Source organism: Actinomadura chibensis NBRC 106107 (genome assembly GCF_001552135.1).
Taxonomy (GTDB): Bacteria; Actinomycetota; Actinomycetes; order Streptosporangiales; family Streptosporangiaceae; genus Spirillospora; species Spirillospora chibensis.
On the sequence record NZ_BCQP01000037.1, the window covers coordinates 42,597 to 67,161 of the forward strand.

Genomic DNA, 24,565 nt, shown 5'->3' on the forward strand with positions numbered 1-24,565 from the left:
ATGTCCGGGCACGACGCGTCCCTCGTCGAGGTGGACGGACCGTGGACCCACCGCCAGGTCAGCGCGGGCGGGACGCGGTTCCACGTCGCCGAGGCCGGGGAGGGCCCGCTCGTGCTGCTGCTGCACGGCTTCCCCGAGTTCTGGTGGTCGTGGCACAACCAGCTCGTGTCGCTGCCCGCGGCGGGCTACCGCGCCGCCGCCGTCGACCTGCGCGGCTACGGCGGCAGCGACAAGCCGCCGCGCGGCTACGACCTGATCACCCTCGCCGGGGACGCGGCCGGGCTCGTCCGGGCGCTCGGCGAGGCCAACGCGATCGTCGCCGGGCACGACTGGGGCGGGCTGCTCGCCTGGACGATGGCCGTCTACCACCCGAAGGTCGTCCAGCGGCTCGCGGTCGTGAGCGCGCCGCACCCGCTGCGGCTGCGGCAGGCCGTCGCGGGCGACCCGCGCGGGCAGGGCTGGGCGGCGCGGCACACGTTCGGGTTCCAGGTGCCGATGTGGCCGGAGCGGCGGCTCGTCCGCGACGACGCCGCGCTCGCCGGGAGGCTCCTGCACGAATGGTCGGCGCCGGGCTGGCCGGACGAGCGGACGGAGCGGCTCGTCCGCCGGGCGGTGCAGATCCCGGGGGCGGCGCACAGCGCGCTCGAATACCACCGCTGGCTGATCAGGTCGCAGGCCCGTCCGGACGGCATCCGCTACGCGCACCGCATGCGGGCGCCCATCAGGGTGCCGACGCTCCAGTTGCACGGCGCGCTCGACACCTGCACCCTCCCCGGCAGCGCGCAGGGCTCGGGCCGCTACGTGAGCGCCCCCTACCGCTGGAAGCTGATCGACGGGGCGGGGCATTTCCCGCACCAGGAACGTCCGGACGTGTTCGACGCGCAACTCCTCGGCTGGCTCACCGACCCGGAGCCGGAGCGCTGATCGCGGGCGGGAATCCCGGGCGTACCGTGGAGGCATGCGGGACCGGGACGAGTCTGGACGCCCACGCAACGCACGGCCGCGCGACGCCTACGGCCGTCCGCTTCCACACGGCGCGACCGGGATACCGACCATGCCGGACGACATCGACCTCCCCCCAGAGGAAGCCTTGGCCGAAGCCCAAGCCCTCTTGGACGCCGACCGTCCGTTCCACGCGCACGAAGTGCTGGAAGCGGTCTGGAAGGCGTCCCCGGAGGGCGAACGGGAGCTGTGGAGGGGTCTCGCCCAGGTCGCCGTGGGGCTGACCCATCTGCGCCGTGGGAACGCCCGAGGCGCCGAAGCGCTCCTCACCAGGGCGGCGGAACGGCTCGTCCCCTACGAGGACGCTCCGCCGCACGGCATCGACGTCCAGGAAATCGTGCGGCACGCCCGCGAACTTGCCGCGAACCCCCACGACGGCCCCGTCGAACTCCGCCTGACCAAGCCCTAGCCCAGTCTCGTCTCAGTCGGAGCACTTCTGCGTCGACACGGCCGTCGTCGCGTTCATGCCCGCGCGCATGTCCGGGGCGACCTCCGCCGCCGTCAGCGCGTAGCCGGTGGACGGCGAGTCGAGCGCGGCGGCGAAGATGACCCCGTAGACGCGGCCGTCGGTGGACAGCAGCGGCCCGCCCGAGTTGCCCGGCTCGACCTTGCCGCGGATGGCGTAGATCTCGCGGCTGACCTGGCCGGAGTGGTAGATGTCCGGGCCGCGGGCCGTCTGCCGGGCGCGGATCCGGGCGGCCTCGGGGGTGAACGGCTGGTTGCGCGGGAACCCGGCGATGATCGCGCTGTCCCGGACGCGGGCCTCCCCGGCGAACTTCAGCGGCGGCACGTCCAGGCCGGGCGCGTACAGCACGGCGACGTCGCGCTTCGGGTCGTAGAGGACGACCCGTCCCCGCGCGGTCCGCCCCTTCGCGGACGTGACCATCGACGCCCCGCGCACCCCGGCGACGACGTGCGCGTTCGTCATGATGCGGTCCGGCGCGAACATGAACCCGGTGCCCTCGATGTGCCGCTGGCACTCCGGCGCGGTGCTGACGATCTTGACGATGCTGGCCTTGGCGGCGCGCAGCCCCCGGGTGTTCAGCACGGACTCGTCCGGCGGCGGGACCTGCACCACCGACTCGCCGCCGAGCCCGTTGAAGACCTGCGGAAACTCGCTGCTCTTCACGAACCCCTGGAACGAGGTGAACCACGTCTGCGCCTGCGGCGGCATCACGTCGTTGATGCCGCCGATGATCGAGGAGCCCTTGACCTGCGTGCGGACGGGCTGGAACTCGGAGTTCGCGACCAGGTTCCCGAAGAACCAGGCGACGACCAGCAGCGACATCGCGCTGACGAAGGTGCCGCCGACCGCGTCGGCGTTGCGGGCGTTCATGCCGGTCACCCGGTTGCGCAGCACCGCGCCGAGGGAGGAGGCGACGAGTTGGCCGAGGGTGGCGGTGAGGAACGCGATCACGATGGCGAGGAGGGCCTGCTGCGCGGCGCCGTCCACCACGGCCTCGGCGATCGGCGGCGCGATCAGCACCCCCGCGACGCCGCCGCCGACGAAGCCGACGAAGCTGAGCAGGCTCACGATGAAGCCCTGCCGGTAGCCCGAGACCCCGAACAGCACGACGAGCACGAGGAGGATCAGGTCGAGAACGTGGTCGTGCAGCACCGCTTCACCGTATAGTGCCGCGCGCCCGCTTAACGTCCCCTCTCTGTACCAGATTCGGGTGCGATGGGTAGCCGTCGAGGATGACGCGCGGGCCCCCGCGCGGCCGTCCTCGCGGACAATGGCGGGCTGACCTGCGAAGGCACCGCCCCCGGTCGGCCGGGGGCGGGTTTTGAGGGAGGTTCGCCCGCGTCAGCGCTCCGGCGGCAGGTCTTCGACGCGGTCCTGGTCCCAGGGGCGGTTCCAGCCGCCCGCGTCCAGCACCGTGGTCAGCAGCGCCGCCGTGAACCCCCACACGAGCATGTCGCGGACGCGGAACGCGGGCCCGAGCCGGAGCCCGGACGGGTGCCGGACCATCAGCCGGTTCGCCGGATCGACCAGCTCCCCGATCGGGACGCGCGCGACCATCGCGACCTCCCCCGGATGCCCGGGCGCGATCTCCGACGGCTCCCGCCACCATCCGGCGACGGGCGTGACGCGGTGCTCGCTGTGCCGCAGGTACAGCTCCGGCAGCGTGCACAGGACGTCCACGCCGGACGGTTCGACGCCCGCCTCCTCCCACGCCTCGCGCAGCGCCGCCGCGACCGGGCCGTCGTCCTCGGGGTCGATCCGGCCGCCGGGGAACGCGGGCTGCCCGGCGTGCTTGTTGAGGGTCGCGGCGCGCTCGGTGAGCAGCACGTCGGGGCCGTCCGGGCCCTCGCCGAAGAGGATCAGGACGGCGGCGGCGCGGGCGCCGTCGACGGGCCGGAACATCGGCGGCACCGGCACCCGGGGGCCTTCGGCTCGGAACCGTTCGAGCCACTGGGGAGGACTGGGGGCGGTGTGGGTCACGTCCGTCCCAACTCTGGAACGCTCTCGTTCCTTCCCTCCGCCGCGTACGCGGGTCATGAGAAGGGCCCCGGCTTGACGAGCTTCCGCGCCGTCTCCTCGTCGGTCGGGCCCTCGCCGAAGGACGGGCAGAGCCGCGCGACCGGGCACGCCCCACAGGCGGGACGGCGCGCATGGCAGATCCGGCGTCCGTGCCAGATCAGCCTGTGGGAGAGCATCGTCCAGTCTTTGCGCGGGATGAGTTCGCCGATCTCCTGTTCGACCTTCACGGGGTCGTCCTCGGTCGTCCATCCGAAACGGCGGGCGAGGCGGCCGAAGTGGGTGTCGACGGTGATTCCGGGGACGTCGAACGCGTTCCCCAGCACGACGTTGGCCGTCTTACGCCCGACCCCGGGGAGGGTGACGAGGTCTTCCAGTTTCCCTGGGACCTCACCGCCGAACCGGTCGCGCAGCGCGACGGACAGCCCCATGACCGACTTCGTCTTGGCGCGGAAGAACCCGGTGGGCTTCAGGATCGCCTCGACGTCCTCGGGGTCGGCGGCGGCGAGGTCCTCCGGGGTCGGGTACTTGGCGAACAGCGCGGGGGTGGTCAGGTTCACCCGCATGTCGGTCGTCTGCGCGGACAGCACGGTCGCGACGAGGAGCTGGAACGGGGTCGCGAAGTTCAGCTCGCAGTGCGCGTCGGGATAGGTCTCGGCGAGGATCCGGTCGATCCGGCGGGCCCGCCGCACGAGCGCGAGCCGGGACTCGTTCTTCCACTTCCCCGCCCGCGCCTTCTTGGACGCCTCCGTCACCATGACGGCCAGCCTAAAGCCTCGCCCCGCCCGCCGACGGCCGCGCTCGCCGGTCCGCGTCCCGGCACGGCGGCGGCCGACGCTTAAAAAGACGATGGTGTTTGTTTGTGTTAGGGTCGCGCGCATGATCCTGGACTCGTCCCGCTGGACGGCGACGCTGGCGGGCCGCCGCGTGCTGATCACGGGCGCGGCGCGCGGTATCGGCGCGGCCCTCGCCGTCCGGCTGCACGGGCGCGGCGCCCGCGTGGCGCTCACCGGCCTGGAGCCGGAGCTGCTGGCGTCGGTCGCGGCGCGCTGCGGGTCCGCCCCGTGGTGGACGTGCGACGTCACCGACCGGGACGGCGTCGCCGAGGTCGCCGGGTCGGCGGCCGCGGCGCTGGGCGGCGGCCTGGACGTCGTCGTCGCGAACGCGGGCGTGGCGGCGCAGATGCCGGTCGTCGGGGGCGACCCGTCCGTGCTGGAGCAGAGCCTCCGGGTGAACGTGCTCGGCGTCCACAACACGCTGCGCGCGGCCGGGCCGCACATCGCCCACGAACGGGGATACGCGCTGGCCGTGGCGTCGCTGGCCGCCGCCGTCCACGCTCCGCTGCTCGGGGCCTACAGCGCGTCCAAGGCGGCGGTGGAGGCGCTGGGCAACACGCTGCGGGCCGAGCTGCGCCCCTACGGGGCCAGGGCGGGCGTCGCCTACTTCGCCGAGCTCGACACGGACATGACGCGGCGCGGGTTCGGGACGGAGGCCGCGTCCGCGCTGACCGGGGCCCGGCGCCTCAGCGGGCTCGTCTCGGCGGTCACGCCCCTGGACGTCGGCATCGACGCGCTGGAACGCGGCATCGCCCGGCGCGCCAAGCGCGTCGTCGCGCCGTGGTGGGTCGGCGCGGTGCTGCCGTTCCGGATGGTCGCGCAGCCGGTCGTCGACCGCGCCGTCCAGCGCGATCTGCGCCGAATCCTGGAGATCGCCCGCGCGGAGCAGGTCGAGCTGACCACGCCGCAACCGGAGTCTCACCTGTGACGGCGGCGCCCGGCGTCCCGCGGGTGGCCCCCGGCGGCCTCCGCGAGGTCGGGACGGTGAACTGGCTGGTCTGCCGGGTCGCCGGACGGGCCGCCGGGACGAACCCGCCCAACCTGTTCCGCACCCTCGCCCGCCGCCGGGGCCTGTTCCGCGGCTGGCTCTGGTTCGCCGGACGCCTCATGCCCGGCGGCGCGCTGCCCCGCCGGGAGACCGAGCTGGTGATCCTGCGCGTCGCCCACCTGCGCGGATGCCGCTACGAGTTCGACCACCACGTCCGCCTCGGGCGCCGCGCGGGCGTCCGCGAACGGGACGTCGAGCGCCTCAGGGAAGGCCCGCGCGCCGCCGGCTGGACCCCGCGCGAGCAGGCGGTCCTCGCCGCCGTCGATGAACTCCACGCCGACCGCGACCTGGCCGACGGCACCTGGGCACGGCTCCGCGCCCACCTGTCCGAGGACGAGTGCGTCGAGCTGGCCGTGCTCGCCGGGCACTACGAGATGCTCGCCACGGTGATCACGGCGCTGCGCGTGCAGCCGGACCGGCCGGACCGGCCAGGGCGAGTAAGAGGGCGCTGACCAGGGAATTCAGAGTGAGGATCACCACACGCGCTAGACGTCCAGGACGCCCGAGCGAAGCAGCAGCCGGACGTGCTCGACGACCGGCGGCCCGACCGCCCGCACCGCGTCCATGTCGCCCGCCGCGACCGCGGGCGTCACCATCGCGCCGACCGCCGACGTGACGATCTCGCAGGCGAACCGGGACGCCTCGCCGGTCACCCCCATCAGCGCCGCGAGGTCCTCCGCCAGGCCGTGCTGGATCTCCGACCGCCGCCGGACCGCCGCCGGCCCCGCCGCGTACACCTCGACCAGGAACAGCCGCGCGTATCCCGGCTCCGACGCGAGGGCCTCCAGGTAGGCGCCGAACGCCCGCTCGAACCGCGCCATCGGGTCTCCGCCGCCCCCGGCCGCGTCAGCGAGACGGCGTCTGAGCAGCTCAGCGGCCCTGTCGAACGCCGCCATGAAGCAGTCGAGCTTGGACGAGAACACCCCGTAGAAGCTCTGCCTGGACACCCGGGCCCGCTTCAGCACGTCCTCGACGGACGTCCCCACGAAGCCCTTCTCGGCCATCGCCGCCGCCATCGCCGCGCAGAGGCGGTCGCGGTGCACCCGCTCCACCTCCGACCGGGACAGCGCGTGCCGTCCCCTCGGAAGCCGCCGCGGCGCGGGCTCGGACATCCGATCAGCCTATGGCACCCCGCGGACCCGGCTGATCGTCCGGTAACGGGTGAAGAGACCGGTGTGACGGCATTCACCCGATGGTCCGTACACTGGGCGAACGGGACCACGGCGGCCCTGGCCGGGACGTTCGCACCGGTCCCGCGTTGTCGGCGCGCCGTGACCCTGCCTTCACTTACGCGGTGGGACGTACGTCACACTAGGCATGTCGGGTGTTCGAGGAGGAGAAGCGTGACCGATCGCGACGTGGACGTTCTGAGCAGAGCCCCGCTCTTCGAGGCCCTCGACGAGCAGGGCGCCAAGGCGCTGCGCGCCAACGTGACCGAGGTGCGCCTCGCCCGCGGGCAGACGCTCTTCAACGAGGGCGAGACCGGCGACCGGCTGTACGTCGTCCTCGAAGGCAAGATCAAGCTCACCCGGACGGCGCCGGACGGCCGGGAGAACCTGCTGAGCGTCCTCGGCCCCAGCGAGATGTTCGGCGAGCTGTCGCTGTTCGACCCGCGGCCGCGCACCGCGAGCGCCATCGCGGTGACCGAGTGCCGCCTCGCCGGGCTCGGCCACGACGACCTGCGGCCCTGGCTGACCGGGCACCCCGAGGTCGCCGTCCAGTTGCTGCGGGCGCTGGCGCAGCGGTTGCGCAAGACCAACGACGTGATGGCCGACCTCGTGTTCACCGACGTCCCCGGGCGCGTCGCGAAGGCGCTGCTCGACCTCGCCGAGCGGTTCGGCCAGCCGTCGGAGGCGGGGCTGCACGTCCACCACGACCTCACCCAGGAGGAGCTGGCGCAGCTCGTCGGCGCGTCCCGGGAGACGGTCAACAAGGCGCTCGCCGACTTCGCCCAGCGGAACTGGCTGCGGATCGAGGCGCGGGCCGTCGTCATCCTCGACATCGAGCGCCTCCGCAAGCGCTCCAAGTGATCCTCCGCCGGACCCGACGCTCCGACCCCTTGACGAAGACCTTTTGACCAGGACCCCTTGACCGACAGGCCCGCACGGCGTGGTGCGGGCCGCCCCGCTCACCGCTCGTTCAGATAGTCGAGCTGGGACTGCACGGACCACTCGGCGGCCGGCCACAGGGCCTTGTCGACGTCCGCGTACACGCGTTCCACGACCTCGCGGGCGGTCCGCGCGCCCGCCGCCACGGCCGCCTCGACCTGGGCGAGCCGCTCGCGGCGGTGGTCGATGTAGTGGTCCAGGACGGCGATCGGATCGTCCAGCCTGGGACCGTGACCGGGCAGGATCGTCGCCGCCTCGACGCTCGCGGAGAACTTCCGGAGCCGGTCGAGCGAGCTGAGGTAGTCGCCCAGCTTCCCTTCCAGGACGGTCGTCCCGTACCCGAGGACCGTGTCGCCGGTCAGCACGGCGCCGTCCGCCGGGAGCCAGAACGTCAGCGAGTCGTCGCTGTGGCCGGGCGTCTCCATGACCCGCAGCTCAAGGCCGCCGGTGGTGATCACGTCGCCCTCGCCGAGGCCCTCGTCGCCGAGCCGGTGCCTCGGGTCGAGCGCCCGCACCTTGACGGAGCCGCCCTTGCCGGAGCCGCCCGCCAGCTCCGCGAACTTCCCGGCGCCCGCCGAGTGGTCGGGGTGGCCGTGCGTCAGCAGGACGAGCCCCACCCGCCGCCCCTGCTCCTCGACGGTCCGCAGGACGCGCTTGAGGTGCTTGCCGTCCTTCGGCCCGGGGTCGACGACGACGGCCGCGTCGGATCCGGGCTCGGCGATGATCCAGGTGTTGGTGCCGTCCAGGGTCATGGCGGACGGGTTCTGAGCGAGCACGCAAGTGGCGCGTTCGGTGCCCATCCCGTCGATCTCCGTCATATCCCCCATCCTGCCCGAGGCGCGGTCGGGGTGATCGACCGGGTTCCAGCCCAGCCGGTCCAGGCGGCGCAGGACGGACGTCCCCGCGAGCCGCCACATCACGGCCTGGCTCAGCGGAGTCCGGCGGGCCCCCATCGCGGCTACCCCCGGGCGGCGTCTTCGGACGGCTCGTCGGACGGCGCGTCGGGCGGGTCCTCGGGGAGGACGAGGTAGACGTCGCCGTCGATGATCTTCGCCGTCGGCTCCACCGGGGCGATCTCCCGCCGCACCGCCAGCACGTCAGCGACCGTGCCGAACGCCGCCAGCTCGGCGAGCGTCGTGATCGTCGGCGGCAGCATCGGCCACTCCCCGGACGCGCCGCGCTCGGCCGCCTCCGCCGGGCGCACCCACGCCACCCGGTCGGCCTCGGTGCTGACGTCCCGCGCGCGCTGGCCGTCCGGCATCGCGGCCACGAAGAACCGGGTGTCGTAGCGCTTCGGCTCGATCTTGGGCGTGACCCAGTGCGCCCACGGGCGGAGCAGGTCCGCGCGCAGGACGAGCCCGCGCCGGTCGAGGAACTCGCCGAACGAGAGGGAGCGGTCCAGCAGGGCGCGCCGGTCGGCCTCCCACGCGTCGCCGCGGGTGTCGTCCACGACCGTGCCGGCGGTCGGCCCGGCGAGCAGGACGAGCGTCTCCTCGAACGTCTCCCGGACCGCCGCGCAGACCAGTTCGCGGGCCAGCGTCTCGTCCGCGCCGAACGCCGTCCCCCACTCGGCGGGCGGCGGGCCCGACCAGGCGAGCGCCGCGTCCCCGTCGCGCGGGTCGACCGCGCCGCCCGGGAACACGTACGCGCCGGGCGCGAACACCATCGACCGGACGCGGCGCATCATGAACGCCTGCAGCCCGTGCCGCTCGTGGTCGCGCAGCACGACGACCGTCGCCGCGTGCCGCGCCGGAGCGGGCTCGGCGCGGCCGGACCGCAGGTCCTCGAAACGCGCGCGGAACGACGCCGGAAGCTTGAGGCCGGTCACCGTCGTCCCGGCGGGCTCGTGGTTCTCATCGCGCGCCCATTCGGACATACCGAACGCCATTCCGTCAAGCTCGGCCCGGCCGGGCGGCTCAGTCGACCTCCGCGATCAGCTCGACCTCGACGGGCACGTTCAGCGGCAGGGCGGCCACGCCGACCGCGCTGCGCGCGTGCCTGCCCGCGTCCCCGAACACCTCGACCAGCAGGTCGCTCGCCCCGTTGACGACCTGGGGCTGGCCGGAGAAGTCCGGCGCGCTGGCGACGAACCCGACGACCTTGACGATCCGCCGCACCCGGGACAGCTCGCCGACCTCCGCCTTCAGCGCCGCGATCGCGTTCAGCGCGCAGATCCGGGCCTGCCGGGCGGCCTCGTCGGCGTCCACCTCGGCGCCGACCTTCCCGGTGACGCCCACCTCGCCCTTCACCACCGGGACCTGCCCGGACGTGTAGACGAGCGAGCCCGTCCGCGCCGTGGGGACGTACGACGCGACCGGCGGGACGACGTCCGGCAGCTCGATCCCGAGCTCCCGCAGGCGCTCCTCTGGCGTGCTCATGACCACTCCTCCTCGGTGCCGCTCAACGACCTGAAGTTACGACTGGACCTCGCGCTTGAAGTAGGCCACGAGGTTCTCCGGGTTCGGGCCCGGCAGGACGGTCACGAGCTCCCAGCCGTCCTGTCCCCAGTTGTCGAGAATCTGCTTGGTCGCGTGCACCAGCAGCGGCACGGTCGCGTACTCCCACTTGGTCATGCGGCGAGCTTATGGCAGGCGCCCCCCGCGCGGCCCTAGGGGGCGGCGGTCGCCGCGTCGTAGCGCGCGCGGGACGCGTTGATCTCGTCGATGTTGCGGTCGGCCCACTCGTGCATCGCGGTGACGAGCGGGATGATCCGCTCGCCGAGCGGCGTGAGCGTGTACTCGACCTGCACCGGGACGGACGGCGTGACCGCGCGGGAGACGAGGCCGTCCCGCTCCAGGGAGCGGAGCGTCTGCGTGAGCATCTTCGCGCTGACGCCCGGCATCGTCCGGGCGAGCTCGGCGTACCGGCGGGCGCCGCCCGCCAGGCGGCCGAGGACCATCGTGCTCCACTTGTTGCCGAGGATCCCCACGAGCTGGTGCGTCGGGCACGCCTCCATGTAGGCGTCGAACGCCGCCTTCTCCCGCTCGCGCCGCTGCGCCGCCGTCATCGTCGTCACGGGCTCACCTCCGGGTGCCGAACGCACTCCGAGGTAACTCCTTCCGGGCCGCCGATCTTCCGGCGACAGTGGGCGATGCGGGGGCTCTCCCCGCGACATCCCCACATCCCTTTGCAGCTAGGAGTTTCGGCATGCGCGCGATCATCGTCAGGACGCCCGGCGGCCCGGCGGCGCTGGAGGTCGCCGACGTCCCCGAGCCCGTCCCCGGACCGGGCCAGGTCCGGATCCGGGTGGCGGCCGCCGCCGTCAACCCCGTGGACGCCGCCACCCGCTCGGGCGCGCTGGCCGACGCGGGCCTCATGCCTCCCGTCGGCGAGCGGGCGGCCACCGGCATCGGCTGGGACGTCGCCGGAACCGTCGACGCGGTCGGCGGGGGAGTGACCGGGTTCGCCGCGGGCGACCGGGTCATCGGCGTCCGGGACCGGCTCGACGTGCCGGTCGGCACGTACGCGGAGGCGGTCGTCCTGGACGCGGCCGCCGTCGCCCACGCGCCCCGGTCGGCGTCGGCGGCGGAGGCGGCGACGATCCCGCTGAACGGCCTGACCGCGCTCCAGGCCCTCGCCCGGCTCGGCGTCCCGCCTGGCGGGACGCTCCTGGTCACCGGCGCCGCGGGGGCGGTCGGCGGCTACGCGGTCGAGCTCGCCGCGCGGCGCGGGGTGCGGGTCGTCGCGACGGCGTCGGCGGCGGACGAGGCGCTCGTCCGCGGGCTCGGCGCGGCGGAGTTCGTGCCGCGTGGAGCGCATCTCGGCGACGCGGTCCGGGCGCTCGTCCCCGGCGGCGTGGACGGGGCGCTCGACGCGGCCCCGCTGTCCGTCCGCGCGCTGGACGCCGTCCGAAACGGCGGGGCGTTCGCCGCCGTCATCGGGGGCCCGGCCACCCCTCCGCCGCTGCGCGGGATCACCGTCCACAACGTGTGGATAAGGGCCGACGCCGGCGGTCTCGCCCAGCTCGCCGACCTGGCGGACGCCGGTCACCTCACCCTCCGCGTGGCCGACGAACTCCCCCTCACCGAGGCCGTCAAGGCGCACGAGCGGCTGGCGGCGGGCGGCCTGCGCGGCCGTCTGGTCCTCGTCCCCTGAACCCGGGCGCGGGGGCCGTCAGGTCTGGGACGGCCCCTGCGGTTCGCCGCCGCCGTCGCCGCCGTTTCCGCCGCCGCCTCCGGTGATGCCGCGCGGCGCGCCGGAGTCGTGGTGCGGCTTCGGCTCGTCCAGCCCGATGACCGGCGGGACGTCCTCGGCCGACTCCAGCGTCGAGGGCGCCTCGGCGGCGCGGGCCAGCTCCTGCTCGGCCTTGGCGAGCCGCTCCCCGAGGTCCGGGGCGCCCTCGCCGCCGCCGGAGCCGCTCGCGGGCGAACCGCCCGCGACCTTGTCGAAGAACCGCAGGATCTCGACCGGCAGCGGCATGACCAGCGTGCTGTTCTTCTCCGCTGACACCTCGACGACCGTCTGGAGCAGGCGGAGCTGCAGGGCCGCCGGGTCCTGCGACATGATCTCCGCCGCCGCGGCGAGCCGCTTGGACGCCTGGAACTCGCCGTCCGCGGTGATGATCCGCGCGCGGCGCTCCCGCTCCGCCTCCGCCTGCCGGGCCATGGACCGCTTCATGCCCTCCGGCAGCGACACGTCCTTGATCTCGACGCGCTCGATCAGGATGCCCCACGGCCCCTCGGTGATCTCGTCGATGATCGTCCGGAGCCGGGCGTTGATCTTCTCGCGCTCGCCGAGCAGCTCCTGCATGTCGGCCTGGCCGATGACCGACCGCAGCGACGTCTGCGCCACCTGGGACACCGCGTACCCGTAGTTCTGGACGTTCACGATCGCCTTCACCGGGTCGATCACCCGGAAGTACACGACGGCGTCGACGCGGACGCTCACGTTGTCCTGGGTGATGCCGTCCTGGCCCGGGACGCCCATCGTGACCGTCTGCCGGCTGACCTTCTGCATCCGCTCGACGATCGGGACGATCGCCGTGATGCCGGGCATGCGGACCGCGCCCCGGCGCAGCTCGCCGCCCCGCTGCACCTGGCCGAACCGGAACACGATGCCGTGCTCGAACTGCTGCACGACGCGGATCGACGACGTCAGGACGATCAGCGCTCCGACGACGACGACCAGCAATATGACTAGAGCCACCGCTTCCATCACGGGCACCTTTCTCGCGTGGACGGCGGGCCGGGGAGCGTCCCCCGCCCCGACTCTGCCTGGACCCGTGGAATCCAGTCGGAACCTCCCGCAGGGCGGTTCACGTTTTCCAGCTAACCGCGCGGGCAAGCCGAAGTACAACGTCCAAGCGAACGATCTTGAACGAACCGTGTCAGGGATCACTTGCAGAGGGGCGGGCGCGGTCTGAAGTGTCCGTCGGGTGGACGATATGGTCGATCGGGTGAGCGCGAGAGACACCGACTGGGACGGCGTACGCCTCCATGTGGTCACGGGGAAGGGCGGGACGGGCAAGACCACCGTCGCGGCCGCGCTGGCGCTCGCCCTGGCCGCCGGAGGACGCAAGGTCCTGCTCGTCGAGGTCGAGGGGCGGCAGGGCATCGCGCAGCTCTTCGACTGCCCGCCGCTGCCCTACGGCGAGCGCCGCGTCGCGGTCGCCCCGGACGGCGGCGACGTCTACGCGCTCGCGGTCGACACCGAAGAGGCGCTCATCGAGTACCTCGAGATGTTCTACAACCTGAAGCGCGCCGGGAAGGCGATGACCAAGCTCGGCATCGTCGACTTCGTCACCACCATCGCGCCCGGCCTGCGCGACGTCATCCTCACCGGCAAGACCAGCGAGTCCGTGCGCCGCAAGAGGCGGGACGGCTCGTTCATCTACGACGCCGTCGTCATGGACGCCCCGCCCACCGGCCGGATCACGAAGTTCCTCAACGTGAACGACGAGGTGTCCGGGCTGGCGAAGATGGGGCCCGTCCGCAACCACGCCGACACCGTCATGAAGGTGCTGCGCAGCCCCGAGACGGCGGTCCACTTCGTCACGCTGCTGGAGGAGATGCCCGTCCAGGAGACCATGGACGGGATCCGCGACCTCACCGAGGTCGGCCTCCCCATCGGCGGCGTCATCGTGAACATGGAGCACCCGCCCGTCCTCACCGAGGACGACCTCGCCGCCGCTGCCGCCGGGGCCCTCGACCTGGACGAGATCGTCCGCGGCGTGAAGGCCGCCGGGCTGGAGCACGACGCGGAGTCGATCGCCGCCGTCCTCGCCGCCGAGGCCGCCGACCACGCCCGCCGCACCGCCCTCCAGCGCCGCGAGAAGGAGCGCCTGGAGTCGATCGACCGCCCCCGCTACACGCTCCCCCTGCTCTCGGACGGCATGGACCTCGCGGGCCTCTACGACCTGGCCGCCGCCCTCCGCGCCCAGGGCGCCGCATGACACCGGCAGAGGTGAACGGATGAGCCCGACCGGCAAGACCCCGCCCGCGCTCGACGTGGACGCGCTGCTCGACGACCCCCGCACGAAGATCATCGTGTGCTGCGGGTCCGGCGGCGTCGGCAAGACGACGACGGCCGCCGCGCTCGGCCTGCGCGCCGCCGAGCGGGGCCGGGACGTGGTCGTCCTCACCGTGGACCCGGCCCGCCGCCTCGCCCAGTCGATGGGCCTGTCCGAGCTGGACAACAACCCGCGCAAGATCGAGGTCGAGGGCGACGGCGAGCTGCACGCCATGATGCTCGACATGAAGCGGACGTTCGACGAGATCGTCGAGGCGCACGCCGACCCCGACCGCGCGAAGCAGATCCTGGCGAACCCCTTCTACCAGTCGCTGTCGTCCAGCCTGTCGGGGACGCAGGAGTACATGGCGATGGAGAAGCTCGGCCAGCTGCACCGCTCCGGCGCCTGGGACCTGATCGTCGTGGACACCCCGCCGTCCCGGAACGCCCTCGACTTCCTGGACGCCCCCGAGCGCATGGGCCGCTTCCTCGACGGCCGCTTCATGAAGATCCTCGCGGCCCCGGCCAAGACCGGCGGCCGGTTCGGCGTGAAGGTGATCAGCGCCGGGTTCGGCATGTTCACCGGCGTGATCAACAAGGTGCTCGGCGTCCAGCTCCTGCGGGACGTGCAGACGTTCGTCGCCGCGTTCGACACGATGTTCGGCGGGTTCCGGGAGCGGGCGGAGAAGACGTTCCAGCTCCTGCAGACCCCCGGCACGGCGTTCCTCGTCGTCGCCGCGCCCGAGCCGGACGCGCTGCGCGAGGCGTCCTACTTCGTCGAACGGCTCGCGGAGGAGCGCATGCCGCTCGCCGGGCTCGTCGTGAACCGGGTGCACGAGTCGGCGGCGGACGTGCTGTCGGCGGCCCGCAGCCAGGCCGCGGCCGAGACGCTGGAGGAGCGCGGGGAGCACCGGCTGACCGCCGCGCTGCTCCGCATGCACACCGACCGCATGCAGCTCGCCGCCCGCGAGGAGCGGCTCCGCGACCACTTCGCGTCCACGCACCCGACGGTGCCCGTGACGGCCGTCCCGGCGCAGGCGGAGGACGTCCACGACCTGGAGGGCCTGCGCTGGGTCGGCGAGGACCTGGCCGCCGCCCCCGCCACCCCACCCTCCGCCGTCGCCTGACCCCACGTGTCGCCTGGCCCACGCATCGCCTGACCCACGCATCGCCTGACCTCCGCGTCGGCCGACCCGCAGCCTGACGCGGAAGCTGGACGCGTGCCTGGATAAGGCGTCGCCGAGCCCATTTCACTCACTGGAACAAGGGCGCGGCCACTGGAACAAGGGCTCGGCGCGGTCGCGACGGACTGGCGCGGGTTCGATCACCGAAATGCACAAACCCGACAAGTCGGCCAGCCAAAGCGAGGGTTCTTCACCGACCCCCGTCCGGCCGCCGGAAATCGTCGGCGGGACGGTGACCCGCGCCACCCCGGTAATGAGTCACCGGGCGGACGCGGCTGTGGGCCCGCACCAAAACGGTGCGGGCCCGATGCCACGCTTTATTGGACGAGCCGCGGCCTCAACTGGCGACGAGTTCTTGCTCCTCGACCTCGACCGACCGCTCGTACTCCTCCTTGGCGGTCTCCAGCAGATCGCGCCACGATCGCACGTCCGGCCGCCGACGCAACAGCGCGCGCCGCTCCCGCTCGGTCATCCCGCCCCAGACACCGAATTCGATCCGGTTGTCGAGGGCGTCGGCGAGGCACTCCGTGCGCACCGGACAACCGCGGCAGATCATCTTGGCCCGGTTCTGCGCCGCACCCTGCACGAACAGGGCGTCCGGATCCGCGTTACGGCAGGCGGCGCGGGCGGTCCAATCCGTGATCCACATCTTGGCCCCACTCCCCTAGGGTCTGTGTCGATTTGCGCTCCTTGGCCGGACGGGCGCGGACGTCAGGCCGCCAAACGAAAGCCGTGGGGAAGAACTTACGGAAGCGAGGGACGATTCAACAGCCCCCGATGGGCCCATTCTCGATATAGCCCACCAGGGCCATACCGCCGGAACGGACTAGTTACCTGTAGTTGACGCGCCAGACACGGCGCGGGTTGTCATCATGAGGGCATAACGGACGTACGTCCCGGCCAACCTGAAGGCGGTACGTTCGACCTCGGGAGACCTGTCCCGAATGCACAGCTCGTCCCGCGTACTCTAGACCCCGTGCGGGTTGCGAACACTGATCGGGTCAAGGCTGCGTCCACGCTGTTGAGGTTGCTCGGGGCGGGGGTCGTCGCGGGTGTCTTGGTCGCTTTCATCGCGCTGCCCAGCGTCGGCAGCGCCGGCCTGACGGCCCGCGACGCCGCGAACAACTTCGAGGACATGGACAGCCGCCTCAAGACGACGCCGCCGTCCGAGAAGACGGTGATGTACGACGCGGGCGGCAAGCAGATCGCCACGTTCTTCGACAAGTACCGCGAGTCCGTCCGGCTCGACCAGGTCGCGCCCATCATGCGCACCGCGATGATCGACATCGAGGACTCGCGCTTCTACGAGCACGGCGCCCTCGACCTGAAGGGCACGATCCGCGCGCTGGCGTCCAACGTCGAGTCCGAGCAGACGCAGGGCGGGTCCACGCTCACGCAGCAGTACGTCAAGAACCTGCTCGTCGACGCGGCCCGGACGCCGGAGGAGTACCGCGACGCGACCGCGACCACGGTCGGCCGCAAGCTCCGCGAACTGCGCTACGCGCTCGACCTGGAGCAGCGCTACACCAAGGACCAGATCCTTGAGGGCTACCTGAACATCGCCTACTTCGGCGCGGGCGCGTACGGCGTGCAGGCGGCCGCCAAGCGGTACTTCAGCGTCCCCGCGTCCCAGCTCACCCTGGGGCAGGCGGCCCTGCTCGCGGGCATCACGCAGAACCCGACGGCCTACGACCCCATCCGCAACCCGAAGGACGCGCGCAAGCGGCGCGACACCGTCCTGTTCCGGATGGCGCAGCTCGGCCACATCAGCAAGCCGCAGGCCGACGCGGAGGCCGCGAAGCCGATCCAGCTCAACCGCACCGACCCGGTCGGCGGCTGCGAGTCCAGCAAGGTGCCGTACTTCTGCGAGTACGTGAAGTACGACATGCTCAACATCCTGTCGGACGGCAAGTACTGGGAGCTCAAGCCGAAGCAGCAGCAGAGGATCGTCAACGACCTCAACCGCGGCGGCTACACGATCCGCACCACGCTCGACATGAGGCAGCAGCAGGCCGTCGACCGGACGCTGCGCGGCACCGTCCCGCCGAACGGCAACCGCGTCGCCGCCGAGGCGATGGTCGAGCCGGGCACCGGCAGGGTGAAGGCGATCGGGCTCAGCAAGCGGTTCGGCCCCGGCAAGGGCCGGACGACCATCAACCTCGCGGCCGACTCCGCGCACGGCGGCGGCAACGGCGTGTCGGCGGGCTCGACGTTCAAGGTCTTCACGCTCGCCGCCGCGCTCAACCAGGGCATCCCGGTCAGCACGACGATCAACTCGCCGCAGACGACGACGGTCGGCGGCTTCCAGGCATGCCGCTACACCGGGATGTACCAGGGCAAGTCCGTCAAGGGCGCGATGATCGGCGGCGGGACGTGGACGCTGTCCAACGCCGGCGACAGCGAGCAGGGCAACTTCAACCTCAAGACCGGCACCTGGCACTCGGTCAACACGTTCTACGCGCACCTGGAGAAGCGCGTCGGCGTCTGCAACGCGGTGAAGATGGCCGAGAAGTTCGGGATGAAGCAGGGCAACGGCAACCCGCTGCTGCCGATCGCGTCCCAGGTCCTCGGCGTCAACGACATCGACATGGTGCACCTCGCCGCCGCCTACGCCGGGTTCGCGGCGCGCGGCAAGTACTGCGCGCCCGTCTCGGTGACGGAGGTCGTCGACCCGACGGGCAAGCACCTCAAGCTGCCCAAGCAGGACTGCCACCAGGCCGTCGACACCGCCGTCGCCGACAAGGTGAACTCGATCCTGCAGGGCGTCCTCACCAAGGGGACGGCCGCCGGGCGCGGCATCGGACGCCCCGCCGCGGGCAAGACCGGCACCTGCGAGGAGTTCACCTGCGCCGTGTTCGCCGGGTTCACCCCGAACCTCGCCGCCGCCACCGCCTACTGGGACTACCGCGGCCCCTGGCAGTACAAGGTGTACGGCGTCTACGGCGCGGACATCCCCGGCGGCATCTGGCAGCAGAGCATGCGCGGCGCGCTCGCCGGGCTGCCCGCGCCCGGCTTCCAGACGCCGTCCCGCGACTTCGGCGACACGACCGACGTCCCGCAGGTGAAGGGGCTGACCATCGCGGCGGCCACGGCCAAGCTCCAGGGCGCCGACCTGCGGGTCAAGGTGGCGTCCGGGTCCGTCCCGTCCGACCAGCCGAAGGGGACGGTCGTGTCGACGTCCCCGGCCGCGGGCACCGAGGTCCCGCCCGGGACCACGGTCATCCTGTACGTGAGCAACGGGAAGAAGAAGGGCGGCGACGGCCCCGGCGGCGACGGCTGGCCCCCGTGGGGCGGCAACTGACGACAGCGGGAGGGCCCGGCGCACGCGCGCCGGGCCCTCCCTCGTTCACGCGGTGAGCTGCCGCTTCACCTCCGCGGCGACGCGGCCGCCCTCGGCGCGCCCGGCGACCTTCGGGTTCACGGCCTTCATGACCTGGCCCATCGCCCGCGGTCCGGCCGCGCCCGTCGCGGCGATCGCGTCCGCCACCAGCGCGGTCAGCTCCTCGTCGGTGAGCTGCGCGGGCAGGTAGTCCTCCAGGACACCGCCCTCGTCCCGCTCCGCCCTGGCCTGCGCGTCGCGTCCCGCGTCGGCGAACGCGGCCGCGGCCTCGCGGCGCTTCTTCGCCTCCCGGGTCAGCACCCGGACCACGTCCTCGTCGGACAGCTCGCGCGCCCGCTTGCCGGCGACCTCCTCGTTCTTCACCGCGGTCAGCGCGCTGCGCAGGGTGCGGACGCGCACCTCGTCCCGCGCCTTCATCGCCGCCGAGAGGTCGGTCTCCAGCTTCTCCTTCAAGGTCATGCACCACATGATGCCCGTACGGGGCGGCGTCCCCCCACATCCGGCCGCACCGGAAGCCTCATCGGGATTACCGAGAGGTGCACATCTCTGGAAGCATGGAGGTGTGCGAAAGTTTCACGCCGTCCCCCTCGCCCTGCTGGGCGCGGGCGCCGCGACCTTCGGGTACGCCTCGGTGATCGAGCGGAACTGGTTCCGCCTCCGCCGGGTGGACGTTCCGGTGCTGCCGCCCGGCCGCCCGCCGGTGAAGATCCTGCACATCTCCGACGCGCACCTCACGCCCGGACGGTCCCGCCTCATCCACTGGGTCCGCTCCCTGAACGCGCTTGAGCCCGACCTCGTCGTCAACACCGGCGACACCCTCTCGCACCGCGACGCCATCGGCCCCTTCCTGGACGCCCTCGGGCCCCTCCTCGACCGTCCCGGCGTCTTCGTCTACGGCTCGAACGACCTCTACTCGCCGCGCTTCAAGAACCCCCTCCGCTACATCTGGCGGACGAGCAAGTCCGACTACTCGCGCAGGCGCCGCGAACCCGACCTCCCCTACCGCGAGCTCGGGTCGTCCCTCCAGGCCGCGGGCTGGCTCGACCTGAACAACCGCATCGGCCGCCTCAAGGTCGGCGAGCTGGACGTCGAGTTCGGCGGCATCGACGACTCCCACATCGACCGCGACCGCTACGACAAGATCGCCGGCCCGGTCGACCCGCAGGCGGACGTCCACCTCGGCGTCATGCACGCCCCCGAGCCCCGCAACCTCGACCGCTTCACCGCCGACGGCTACGACCTCCTCCTCGCCGGGCACACCCACGGCGGACAGGTCTGCGTCCCCTTCTACGGCGCCCTCGCCACCAACTGCGGCATCGACCGCCCCCGCGTGAAGGGCCTGCACCGGCACCGCGGCTCCTGGCTGCACGTCTCCGCCGGCCTCGGGACGTCCCCGACCGCGCCCTTCCGCTTCTGCTGCCCGCCCGAGGCGTCGCTGCTCACCCTCGTCCCCCGCTGATGCCCTTCCACTGGAAGACCGGCCGCCGCTCCGCCACGGGCTACGACCGCGTCGTCCAGAACCCCGTCCTGGCCCGCCTCGGCGCACGCCTCCTCTGGAACTACGACATCCGCCACCTCCACCGGGCGATCGCCGCCCAGGACCCTTCGGCCCTCACCCTCGACATCCCCTGCGGCGGCGGCGTGGCCGTCCGCGACAACCCGCGCCACGTCGCCGCCGACCTCTCCCGCACGATGCTCGACCGCGCCCGCCGCAGGACGTCCACCCTCGTCCAGGCCGACATCTACGCCCTCCCCTTCCCGTCCGGCACCTTCGACGCCTGCGTCACCTACAACGGCCTGCACTGCCTCCCCGACCCCGCCGCCGCTGTGCTTGAGCTGACCCGCGTCCTCCGCCCCGGCGGCACCCTCGGCGGCACCACCCTCATCCTCGGCACGAGCCGCCGCACAGACGCCCTCTACGCCCTCCTGCGCCGCCGGGGCTACTTCGGCCCGTCCGGCACCCTCGCCGACCTCCGCACCTGGCTGACGTCCGCCAGCCTGACCGACGTCCACCTGACCCCCAACGGCGCCGTGGCCGGCTTCACCGCCCACCGCCCAGCTAATTAGGGACGCACCACCCCCGGCCATCCGCTAAGGTGTACTAGGCGCCGGGAGAACGTACGACTCCCGGGCAGCCACCACCGGGGTGTAGCGCAGCTTGGCAGCGCGCTTCGTTCGGGACGAAGAGGTCGTGGGTTCAAATCCCGCCACCCCGACCCAGGTCAAAGCCCCCTTCCGATCTTGGAAGGGGGCTTTTTGATCTCCATACAGCAGCGAAATACAGCAACCCCGGCCCACCGAACCGCAGACTGCGGAGTCGTACGACATGCCTGAGACTGACGACGCCCCCATCTCCGAAGCAGATCACCGAGGGCTGTACTTTCCGAACGGCGGAGCGCTGCGTATCCGAAACCTTCAGCTCTCCCTCACAGAAGATGGGCGCTTGGACAGCAGCGTCCAAGTAGAGGTGCGCACGGACGCATGGCACCACTGGTTGGCAGCCGGACGAGACGCTTCTGCGGAGGCCACCTCGGCACGAAAGACGCTGGTCGCAATCCCTTCTGAGGACGAGCCCTCTTTTAGCGCTGCGCTCGAACAAGAGTTCCGCGCGTCAATGATCGCCCTATCGGCAGTCGCCTTTGCCCTGGACGGCTTCTATGCCTCCGTCGTGGAGCATGCATCCGGGACCAAGGTGAAGTCGTCATCGCGCCCAGCCAGCATCTGCGAGACTCTCAAGAGAGCATTCGTCCTCAAGCCTGACCAGCAGAAGAGGGCCCGGAACGGACTTGATCAAATTTTTCGCTTCCGGGACCAGGCCGTGCATCAACCAGCCAGGTTCGTTGAGCCAGCCCGGCATCCCATCGGACTCGCTATGGAACCGCGCTTCGTGATGTTCAGTGTTGAAAACGCCCAGACTGCACTCAAGTTCGCCGAGGACCTTATCTCACTCTGCCTCAAGAACCCGAAGCAGCAGCACCAGGAACTCGTACAGTGGTGCAAGGGGGCAGAGGATCTGATCCGCCCTCCCGACGCTGCTGCTCCGAAGCCCAACTCCGCTGATTAACTACACGTCGAATTGCCGCCCGAGTCGCTTGAGTGCCTTGAGGGTCTTGGCGTCGGAGACCTCGGTGTAGACCTCCATCGTCACGTCGATCTGCGCGTGCCGCAGGATGCGCATCGCCACCCGGGGATGGACGTCCAGCGCGGCGAGCAGGGTGGCACAGGTGTGCCGGGTGTCGTGCACCTTGATCCGCCGGACACCGGCCTTGGCGCAGCGCTCGTCAAAGCTCCGGTTGAAGTTCCGGGGATCGATCGGAGTGCCGTAGCGGGTGGTGAAGACCAGGCCCGTTTCCGTCCAGTCATCGCCGACCGCCTCCTTGCTCTGCTCCTGGCGCTTCTGTCGCAGCACCAGCGCAGTCGCGCAGATTCCGGGGAGCGGAAGGGTCGCGTCCGAAGCTTCGGTCTTGGTCTCCCTGTGTAGAAGCTCACGACGAACGCGCTGGAGTTGCCACGCCACGTCGATCTCCCCCGCATCGAGGTCGACAGCGTCCCACGGCAGTCCGAGAACCTCGCCCTTGCGCAGGCCGAGGATGAGGATCAGCACGTACGCGGCGTACATGGGGTCGCCGTCGTTCCGCGCGGATTCGAGAAACCGGCGTGCCTCATCCACAGACCACGGCTTGTTCTTGCGGACACGAGGCTTGGCCACGCGGACCAGGCCCGCCACGTTCTTCGGGATCAGTTCTTCCGTGACCGCGTTCGTCAGCGCGCTACGGAGGACCGTCCAAGCGTCCCGGATCGTCCGCTCTGATGCGTACTGCTTGCAGCACTGCCCCTTAGCGCAGCACCGCCGCCGCTTCTCGTCCCGCCGGGCGTCCTTGCCTTGAGCGCAGCACTGGCAGGTCTCACGGAGCTCATTCAGCCAGGCCCGGACGTCCCGGACGGTGAGCTTGTCGAGCCGCTTCTTACCGAGGCCCGGCACGATGTAGAGCCGGGTCAGGGTCTCGTACGTCGAGCAGGTCAGCGGCGCGAAGTTCGGCGGGACCACCACCTCCCGCAACCAGTCCGCGAGGTAGTCGCCGAGGGTCGGGGACTTGGTCGCGACCGGGCCCTTGCGCGCCGCATCGTGCAGCTTGAGCCACTTCTCGTGGGTCTCGTCGCGTGTCTTGCCGTAGGCCCATTTGCGGGTGCGCTTGCAGTCCGGGGTGGTGACCCAGACGTAGGCGGCGTAGCCGTTTCGGTAGGGGAAGATCGAGCCTTCCCCGTTCGCGCGGCCACGCCCCCGAGCCTTGCGCGTGCTCGCCTTGCGGGCTTGGTCAGGGGAGCCGGTCATCAGGCAGCCTCTTCCATCAGTCGGTGGACCAGGTCGTTGATCGCGGTGCGGGGGATGAGTCGACGGCGGCCGATGCGGAACGAGGCCAGGTCGCCGTTACGGAGCAGGTCGTAGAGCTTCCAGCGGCTGATCTTGAGGAGGACGGCCGTCTCGTCGATGGTGAGGTAGTCGCCAGACGCCGGGATCACGCGCAGCCCTCCTCCTCTGCACGCTCGGCGGCGATGCGGCGCGCGGTCTGCGCCCGTTGGCCGATGTGGTCGGCGAGGATCTGCTCTGCGTCGGTGTAGCCCTGTCCGGCGAATCGCCAGTGCGCCAGGACGAGCGTGCTGTCCGGTGCCGGGAGCCCGTGCCGCTCGCGGGACTCGGCGGCGCGATGGTCGGCACGGTCCTGCCGCAGCGTGCCGAGGGTGATCGAGTAGTGCCGGGACTTGGTCGCGAAGTGGCCCCGGAAGCCGAGCATGTGCGCCCAGGGCCGCAGCCGCAGGTCTTGCATGTCCGGGAGCGCGCCCAGGTCCCAGCAGGTCCGGATCATGCGCCGGGCGTGCGCGGTGACGGGGAGCCGGTCCAGGTCGAGTCCGCCGCTGGTTCCTAGCCCGGCGCAGCGCTTGCAGACTGACCGGCCGTGCGTTCCGTCGATGCCGCCCGCACCCTTGCACCGGCCGCAGGTCAGACGCCGGTCGATGGTGCCGGACGCTTCCGCGCCCTTGGTGGCGTACTTAGCGATGTAGCCCGCCACGGCCTGATCGCTGAGCCCCTGCCCGTCGCCGTGGACGTCGATGGGTCGGACGTCGATCTGGTCGCCCCAGCCGAGCGCACGGTGACCCGTCTCTGGATCGGGGGACATCACGACCACCCGGCGCGCCGCCGTCGGGATCGCCTCGGTCAGCAGTTCCGCAGTCGCCCAGTCGGGCGGGGGCTCCTGGTGACCGGCCGCGCCGTCCAGGCGGATCACTGCGTGGAAGTGCACCAGGCCGCGCCGCTGATACTCGGCGACCTTGGCGAACGAGGGCCGCACGAGCTGGTTGAACCGGCGACGGGACAGGCCCGCCAGTCGTGCCAGCTCTCGCCGTAGTTCCAGCGTGAAGTAGTGCCACAGCTTGCCCGCGTGCGCCTGCCACAGCACCGCGCCGACGTAGTCGTAGCACTCTGCGCAGATGGGCTGACCGTTCAGGATGTCGTCCTGGTCGTGCCGCAGCCCGCAGTGTTCGGCCGCACCGTGCACGCACCTCCCCTTAACCCGGCGGGGACGGCAGGCCACCGGCTCACCGCCGCGTTCCCGCCGGGCGTGCACCGCGCCGAACGAGGGCGCGGTCAGGGTGGCGAACACGCGCGGGCGCGTGCTGACGTGCTCACCGATGCCCTTGCCGCCCGACAGGCCGGAGCGGATGACGTGGAACACGTCCCGCCGGTAGACCTCCGAGCAGGCCGGGCACACCGACGCCCGCCGATTCCCGCACGCCACCAGAAGGTGTCCGGTCGGCTCGTCCGCCGTCCGGTAGACGTGCACGACCTCGCCCGTGCTCTGGTCGATCACTTGTGATTCGCCCACCAGGCGAACCGGTGCGCTGCACCCGCCCGTTGCCGCTACCTGGTGTGTCCACCGCTCGTATCCCGGTGCCGACGCCACCTCGGCCACCGCCCGCAGCCAGGGCGGCACCTCACCCGACATCCCCTTCCCTTCGTTGTCGGTCGTCTCGTCCTCCGAAGCGCTGTGCTCCTCGGTCACGCAGACCCACTCCTCGCCCAGGGATCACTACTTGTACTACAGGTTGCCCGACATGGACG

General features: G+C 71.8%; 27 protein-coding genes and 1 tRNA gene. 13 read left to right on the plus strand and 15 right to left on the minus strand.

Going from position 1 to position 24,565, the window contains the following annotated elements; translation table 11 throughout:
- Both ACH01S_RS21335 and ACH01S_RS21340 read left to right on the plus strand, forming a co-directional pair.
- Positions 1-924, plus strand: coding sequence for an alpha/beta fold hydrolase (locus ACH01S_RS21335; RefSeq protein ID WP_067893952.1), 924 nt, complete (start codon positions 1-3; stop codon positions 922-924).
- 34 nt (positions 925-958) lie between these two features.
- Positions 959-1,411: a DUF309 domain-containing protein gene (locus ACH01S_RS21340; RefSeq protein WP_067893955.1), complete on the plus strand. Its 453-nt coding sequence runs from the start codon at positions 959-961 to the stop codon at positions 1,409-1,411.
- 12 nt (positions 1,412-1,423) lie between these two features.
- On the opposite strand, the gene ACH01S_RS21345 is transcribed toward ACH01S_RS21340, so the two are convergent.
- The 3 genes from ACH01S_RS21345 to nth form a co-directional block, all read right to left on the minus strand.
- Positions 1,424-2,620, minus strand: a complete 1,197-nt coding sequence (locus ACH01S_RS21345; RefSeq protein ID WP_083980953.1) for a MarP family serine protease — start codon at positions 2,618-2,620, stop codon at positions 1,424-1,426.
- A gap of 189 nt (positions 2,621-2,809) precedes the next feature.
- Entirely contained in the window at positions 2,810-3,370 is a 561-nt protein-coding gene (locus ACH01S_RS21350; protein WP_246236489.1) for an NUDIX hydrolase, read from the minus strand.
- Positions 3,371-3,501: 131 nt separating this feature from the next.
- Positions 3,502-4,242 carry an endonuclease III gene (gene nth, locus ACH01S_RS45425; protein WP_067893959.1) on the minus strand — a complete coding sequence of 247 codons (741 nt, stop codon included), beginning with the start codon at positions 4,240-4,242 and terminating at the stop codon, positions 3,502-3,504.
- Positions 4,243-4,363: 121 nt separating this feature from the next.
- Here nth and ACH01S_RS45430 point away from each other — a divergent pair, with 121 nt between their 5' ends.
- Together ACH01S_RS45430 and ACH01S_RS21365 are read left to right on the plus strand one after the other, a co-directional pair.
- On the plus strand, positions 4,364-5,248 hold the full coding sequence (locus ACH01S_RS45430) for an SDR family NAD(P)-dependent oxidoreductase (RefSeq protein WP_067893962.1): 885 nt from the start codon (positions 4,364-4,366) through the stop codon (positions 5,246-5,248).
- Positions 5,245-5,820 carry a carboxymuconolactone decarboxylase family protein gene (locus ACH01S_RS21365; RefSeq protein ID WP_067893965.1) on the plus strand — a complete coding sequence of 192 codons (576 nt, stop codon included), beginning with the start codon at positions 5,245-5,247 and terminating at the stop codon, positions 5,818-5,820. Before ACH01S_RS45430 ends, ACH01S_RS21365 begins: the two co-directional genes overlap by 4 nt.
- Before the next feature lie 33 nt (positions 5,821-5,853).
- Here ACH01S_RS21365 and ACH01S_RS21370 read toward each other — a convergent pair whose 3' ends face one another.
- Positions 5,854-6,480 (minus strand): TetR/AcrR family transcriptional regulator, encoded by a 627-nt coding sequence (locus ACH01S_RS21370; protein WP_067893968.1) that lies wholly within the window; start codon positions 6,478-6,480, stop codon positions 5,854-5,856.
- A 231-nt stretch (positions 6,481-6,711) separates the two neighbouring features.
- On the opposite strand from ACH01S_RS21370, the gene ACH01S_RS21375 reads away from it, so the two are divergent.
- Positions 6,712-7,398, plus strand: coding sequence for a Crp/Fnr family transcriptional regulator (locus ACH01S_RS21375; protein WP_067483689.1), 687 nt, complete (start codon positions 6,712-6,714; stop codon positions 7,396-7,398).
- A 98-nt stretch (positions 7,399-7,496) separates the two neighbouring features.
- Here ACH01S_RS21375 and ACH01S_RS21380 read toward each other — a convergent pair whose 3' ends face one another.
- The 5 genes from ACH01S_RS21380 to ACH01S_RS21395 are packed head-to-tail and all read right to left on the minus strand — an operon-like array spanning position 7,497 to position 10,483.
- A complete protein-coding gene (locus ACH01S_RS21380; RefSeq protein ID WP_218010344.1) occupies positions 7,497-8,429 on the minus strand; it encodes an MBL fold metallo-hydrolase in 933 nt (310 codons plus the stop codon).
- A gap of 5 nt (positions 8,430-8,434) precedes the next feature.
- A complete protein-coding gene (locus tag ACH01S_RS21385; RefSeq protein ID WP_083980955.1) occupies positions 8,435-9,364 on the minus strand; it encodes an NUDIX hydrolase in 930 nt (309 codons plus the stop codon).
- Between the two features lie 28 nt (positions 9,365-9,392).
- Positions 9,393-9,854 (minus strand): RidA family protein, encoded by a 462-nt coding sequence (locus ACH01S_RS21390; RefSeq protein WP_067893971.1) that lies wholly within the window; start codon positions 9,852-9,854, stop codon positions 9,393-9,395.
- 36 nt (positions 9,855-9,890) lie between these two features.
- The gene (gene sp36 / locus ACH01S_RS43690) at positions 9,891-10,049 is read right to left on the minus strand and encodes a Sp36 family protein (RefSeq protein ID WP_131897152.1); all 159 of its coding nucleotides are present in this window, start codon (positions 10,047-10,049) and stop codon (positions 9,891-9,893) included.
- Between the two features lie 35 nt (positions 10,050-10,084).
- Positions 10,085-10,483: a winged helix-turn-helix transcriptional regulator gene (locus ACH01S_RS21395; RefSeq protein ID WP_246236557.1), complete on the minus strand. Its 399-nt coding sequence runs from the start codon at positions 10,481-10,483 to the stop codon at positions 10,085-10,087.
- A gap of 140 nt (positions 10,484-10,623) precedes the next feature.
- Here ACH01S_RS21395 and ACH01S_RS21400 point away from each other — a divergent pair, with 140 nt between their 5' ends.
- On the plus strand, positions 10,624-11,571 hold the full coding sequence (locus ACH01S_RS21400; protein ID WP_067893977.1) for an NADP-dependent oxidoreductase: 948 nt from the start codon (positions 10,624-10,626) through the stop codon (positions 11,569-11,571).
- Positions 11,572-11,589: 18 nt separating this feature from the next.
- Here the strand turns inward: ACH01S_RS21400 and ACH01S_RS21405 are convergent, their stop codons facing one another.
- On the minus strand, positions 11,590-12,630 hold the full coding sequence (locus ACH01S_RS21405; protein ID WP_083980956.1) for a slipin family protein: 1,041 nt from the start codon (positions 12,628-12,630) through the stop codon (positions 11,590-11,592).
- 241 nt (positions 12,631-12,871) lie between these two features.
- On the opposite strand from ACH01S_RS21405, the gene bagA reads away from it, so the two are divergent.
- Complete coding sequence (gene bagA, locus ACH01S_RS21410) at positions 12,872-13,867, plus strand: ATPase BagA (RefSeq protein ID WP_083980974.1); 996 nt, start codon at positions 12,872-12,874, stop codon at positions 13,865-13,867.
- A gap of 19 nt (positions 13,868-13,886) precedes the next feature.
- Positions 13,887-15,050: an ATPase BagB gene (gene bagB, locus ACH01S_RS21415; RefSeq protein WP_067893983.1), complete on the plus strand. Its 1,164-nt coding sequence runs from the start codon at positions 13,887-13,889 to the stop codon at positions 15,048-15,050.
- A gap of 394 nt (positions 15,051-15,444) precedes the next feature.
- Here bagB and ACH01S_RS21420 read toward each other — a convergent pair whose 3' ends face one another.
- The gene (locus ACH01S_RS21420) at positions 15,445-15,756 is read right to left on the minus strand and encodes a WhiB family transcriptional regulator (RefSeq protein ID WP_067893986.1); all 312 of its coding nucleotides are present in this window, start codon (positions 15,754-15,756) and stop codon (positions 15,445-15,447) included.
- 408 nt (positions 15,757-16,164) lie between these two features.
- On the opposite strand from ACH01S_RS21420, the gene ACH01S_RS21425 reads away from it, so the two are divergent.
- Positions 16,165-18,408 (plus strand): penicillin-binding protein, encoded by a 2,244-nt coding sequence (locus ACH01S_RS21425; protein ID WP_083980957.1) that lies wholly within the window; start codon positions 16,165-16,167, stop codon positions 18,406-18,408.
- A gap of 45 nt (positions 18,409-18,453) precedes the next feature.
- Here the strand turns inward: ACH01S_RS21425 and ACH01S_RS21430 are convergent, their stop codons facing one another.
- The gene (locus ACH01S_RS21430) at positions 18,454-18,906 is read right to left on the minus strand and encodes a GatB/YqeY domain-containing protein (RefSeq protein ID WP_067893989.1); all 453 of its coding nucleotides are present in this window, start codon (positions 18,904-18,906) and stop codon (positions 18,454-18,456) included.
- A 103-nt stretch (positions 18,907-19,009) separates the two neighbouring features.
- On the opposite strand from ACH01S_RS21430, the gene ACH01S_RS21435 reads away from it, so the two are divergent.
- The 4 genes from ACH01S_RS21435 to ACH01S_RS43695 all read left to right on the plus strand — a co-directional run bounded on the left by ACH01S_RS21435 (position 19,010) and on the right by ACH01S_RS43695 (position 21,511).
- Entirely contained in the window at positions 19,010-19,906 is an 897-nt protein-coding gene (locus tag ACH01S_RS21435) for a metallophosphoesterase (RefSeq protein ID WP_067893992.1), read from the plus strand.
- The gene (locus ACH01S_RS21440) at positions 19,906-20,514 is read left to right on the plus strand and encodes a class I SAM-dependent methyltransferase (protein WP_067893995.1); all 609 of its coding nucleotides are present in this window, start codon (positions 19,906-19,908) and stop codon (positions 20,512-20,514) included. The genes ACH01S_RS21435 and ACH01S_RS21440 overlap by 1 nt, the downstream gene beginning before the upstream one ends.
- A gap of 75 nt (positions 20,515-20,589) precedes the next feature.
- A tRNA-Pro gene (locus ACH01S_RS21445) sits at positions 20,590-20,663 on the plus strand.
- A gap of 110 nt (positions 20,664-20,773) precedes the next feature.
- Positions 20,774-21,511, plus strand: a complete 738-nt coding sequence (locus ACH01S_RS43695) for a hypothetical protein (protein WP_148344156.1) — start codon at positions 20,774-20,776, stop codon at positions 21,509-21,511.
- Here ACH01S_RS43695 and ACH01S_RS21455 read toward each other — a convergent pair whose 3' ends face one another.
- Genes ACH01S_RS21455 through ACH01S_RS21465 form a run of 3 tightly spaced genes read right to left on the minus strand, consistent with a single transcriptional unit; the run spans position 21,512 to position 24,506 of the window.
- Positions 21,512-22,780, minus strand: coding sequence for a tyrosine-type recombinase/integrase (locus tag ACH01S_RS21455; RefSeq protein ID WP_067894000.1), 1,269 nt, complete (start codon positions 22,778-22,780; stop codon positions 21,512-21,514).
- Positions 22,780-22,968, minus strand: coding sequence for an excisionase family DNA-binding protein (locus ACH01S_RS21460; protein ID WP_246236490.1), 189 nt, complete (start codon positions 22,966-22,968; stop codon positions 22,780-22,782). The genes ACH01S_RS21455 and ACH01S_RS21460 overlap by 1 nt, the downstream gene beginning before the upstream one ends.
- Positions 22,965-24,506 carry a replication initiator gene (locus ACH01S_RS21465; RefSeq protein ID WP_246236491.1) on the minus strand — a complete coding sequence of 514 codons (1,542 nt, stop codon included), beginning with the start codon at positions 24,504-24,506 and terminating at the stop codon, positions 22,965-22,967. Before ACH01S_RS21465 ends, ACH01S_RS21460 begins: the two co-directional genes overlap by 4 nt.
- Positions 24,507-24,565 lie beyond the last annotated feature (59 nt).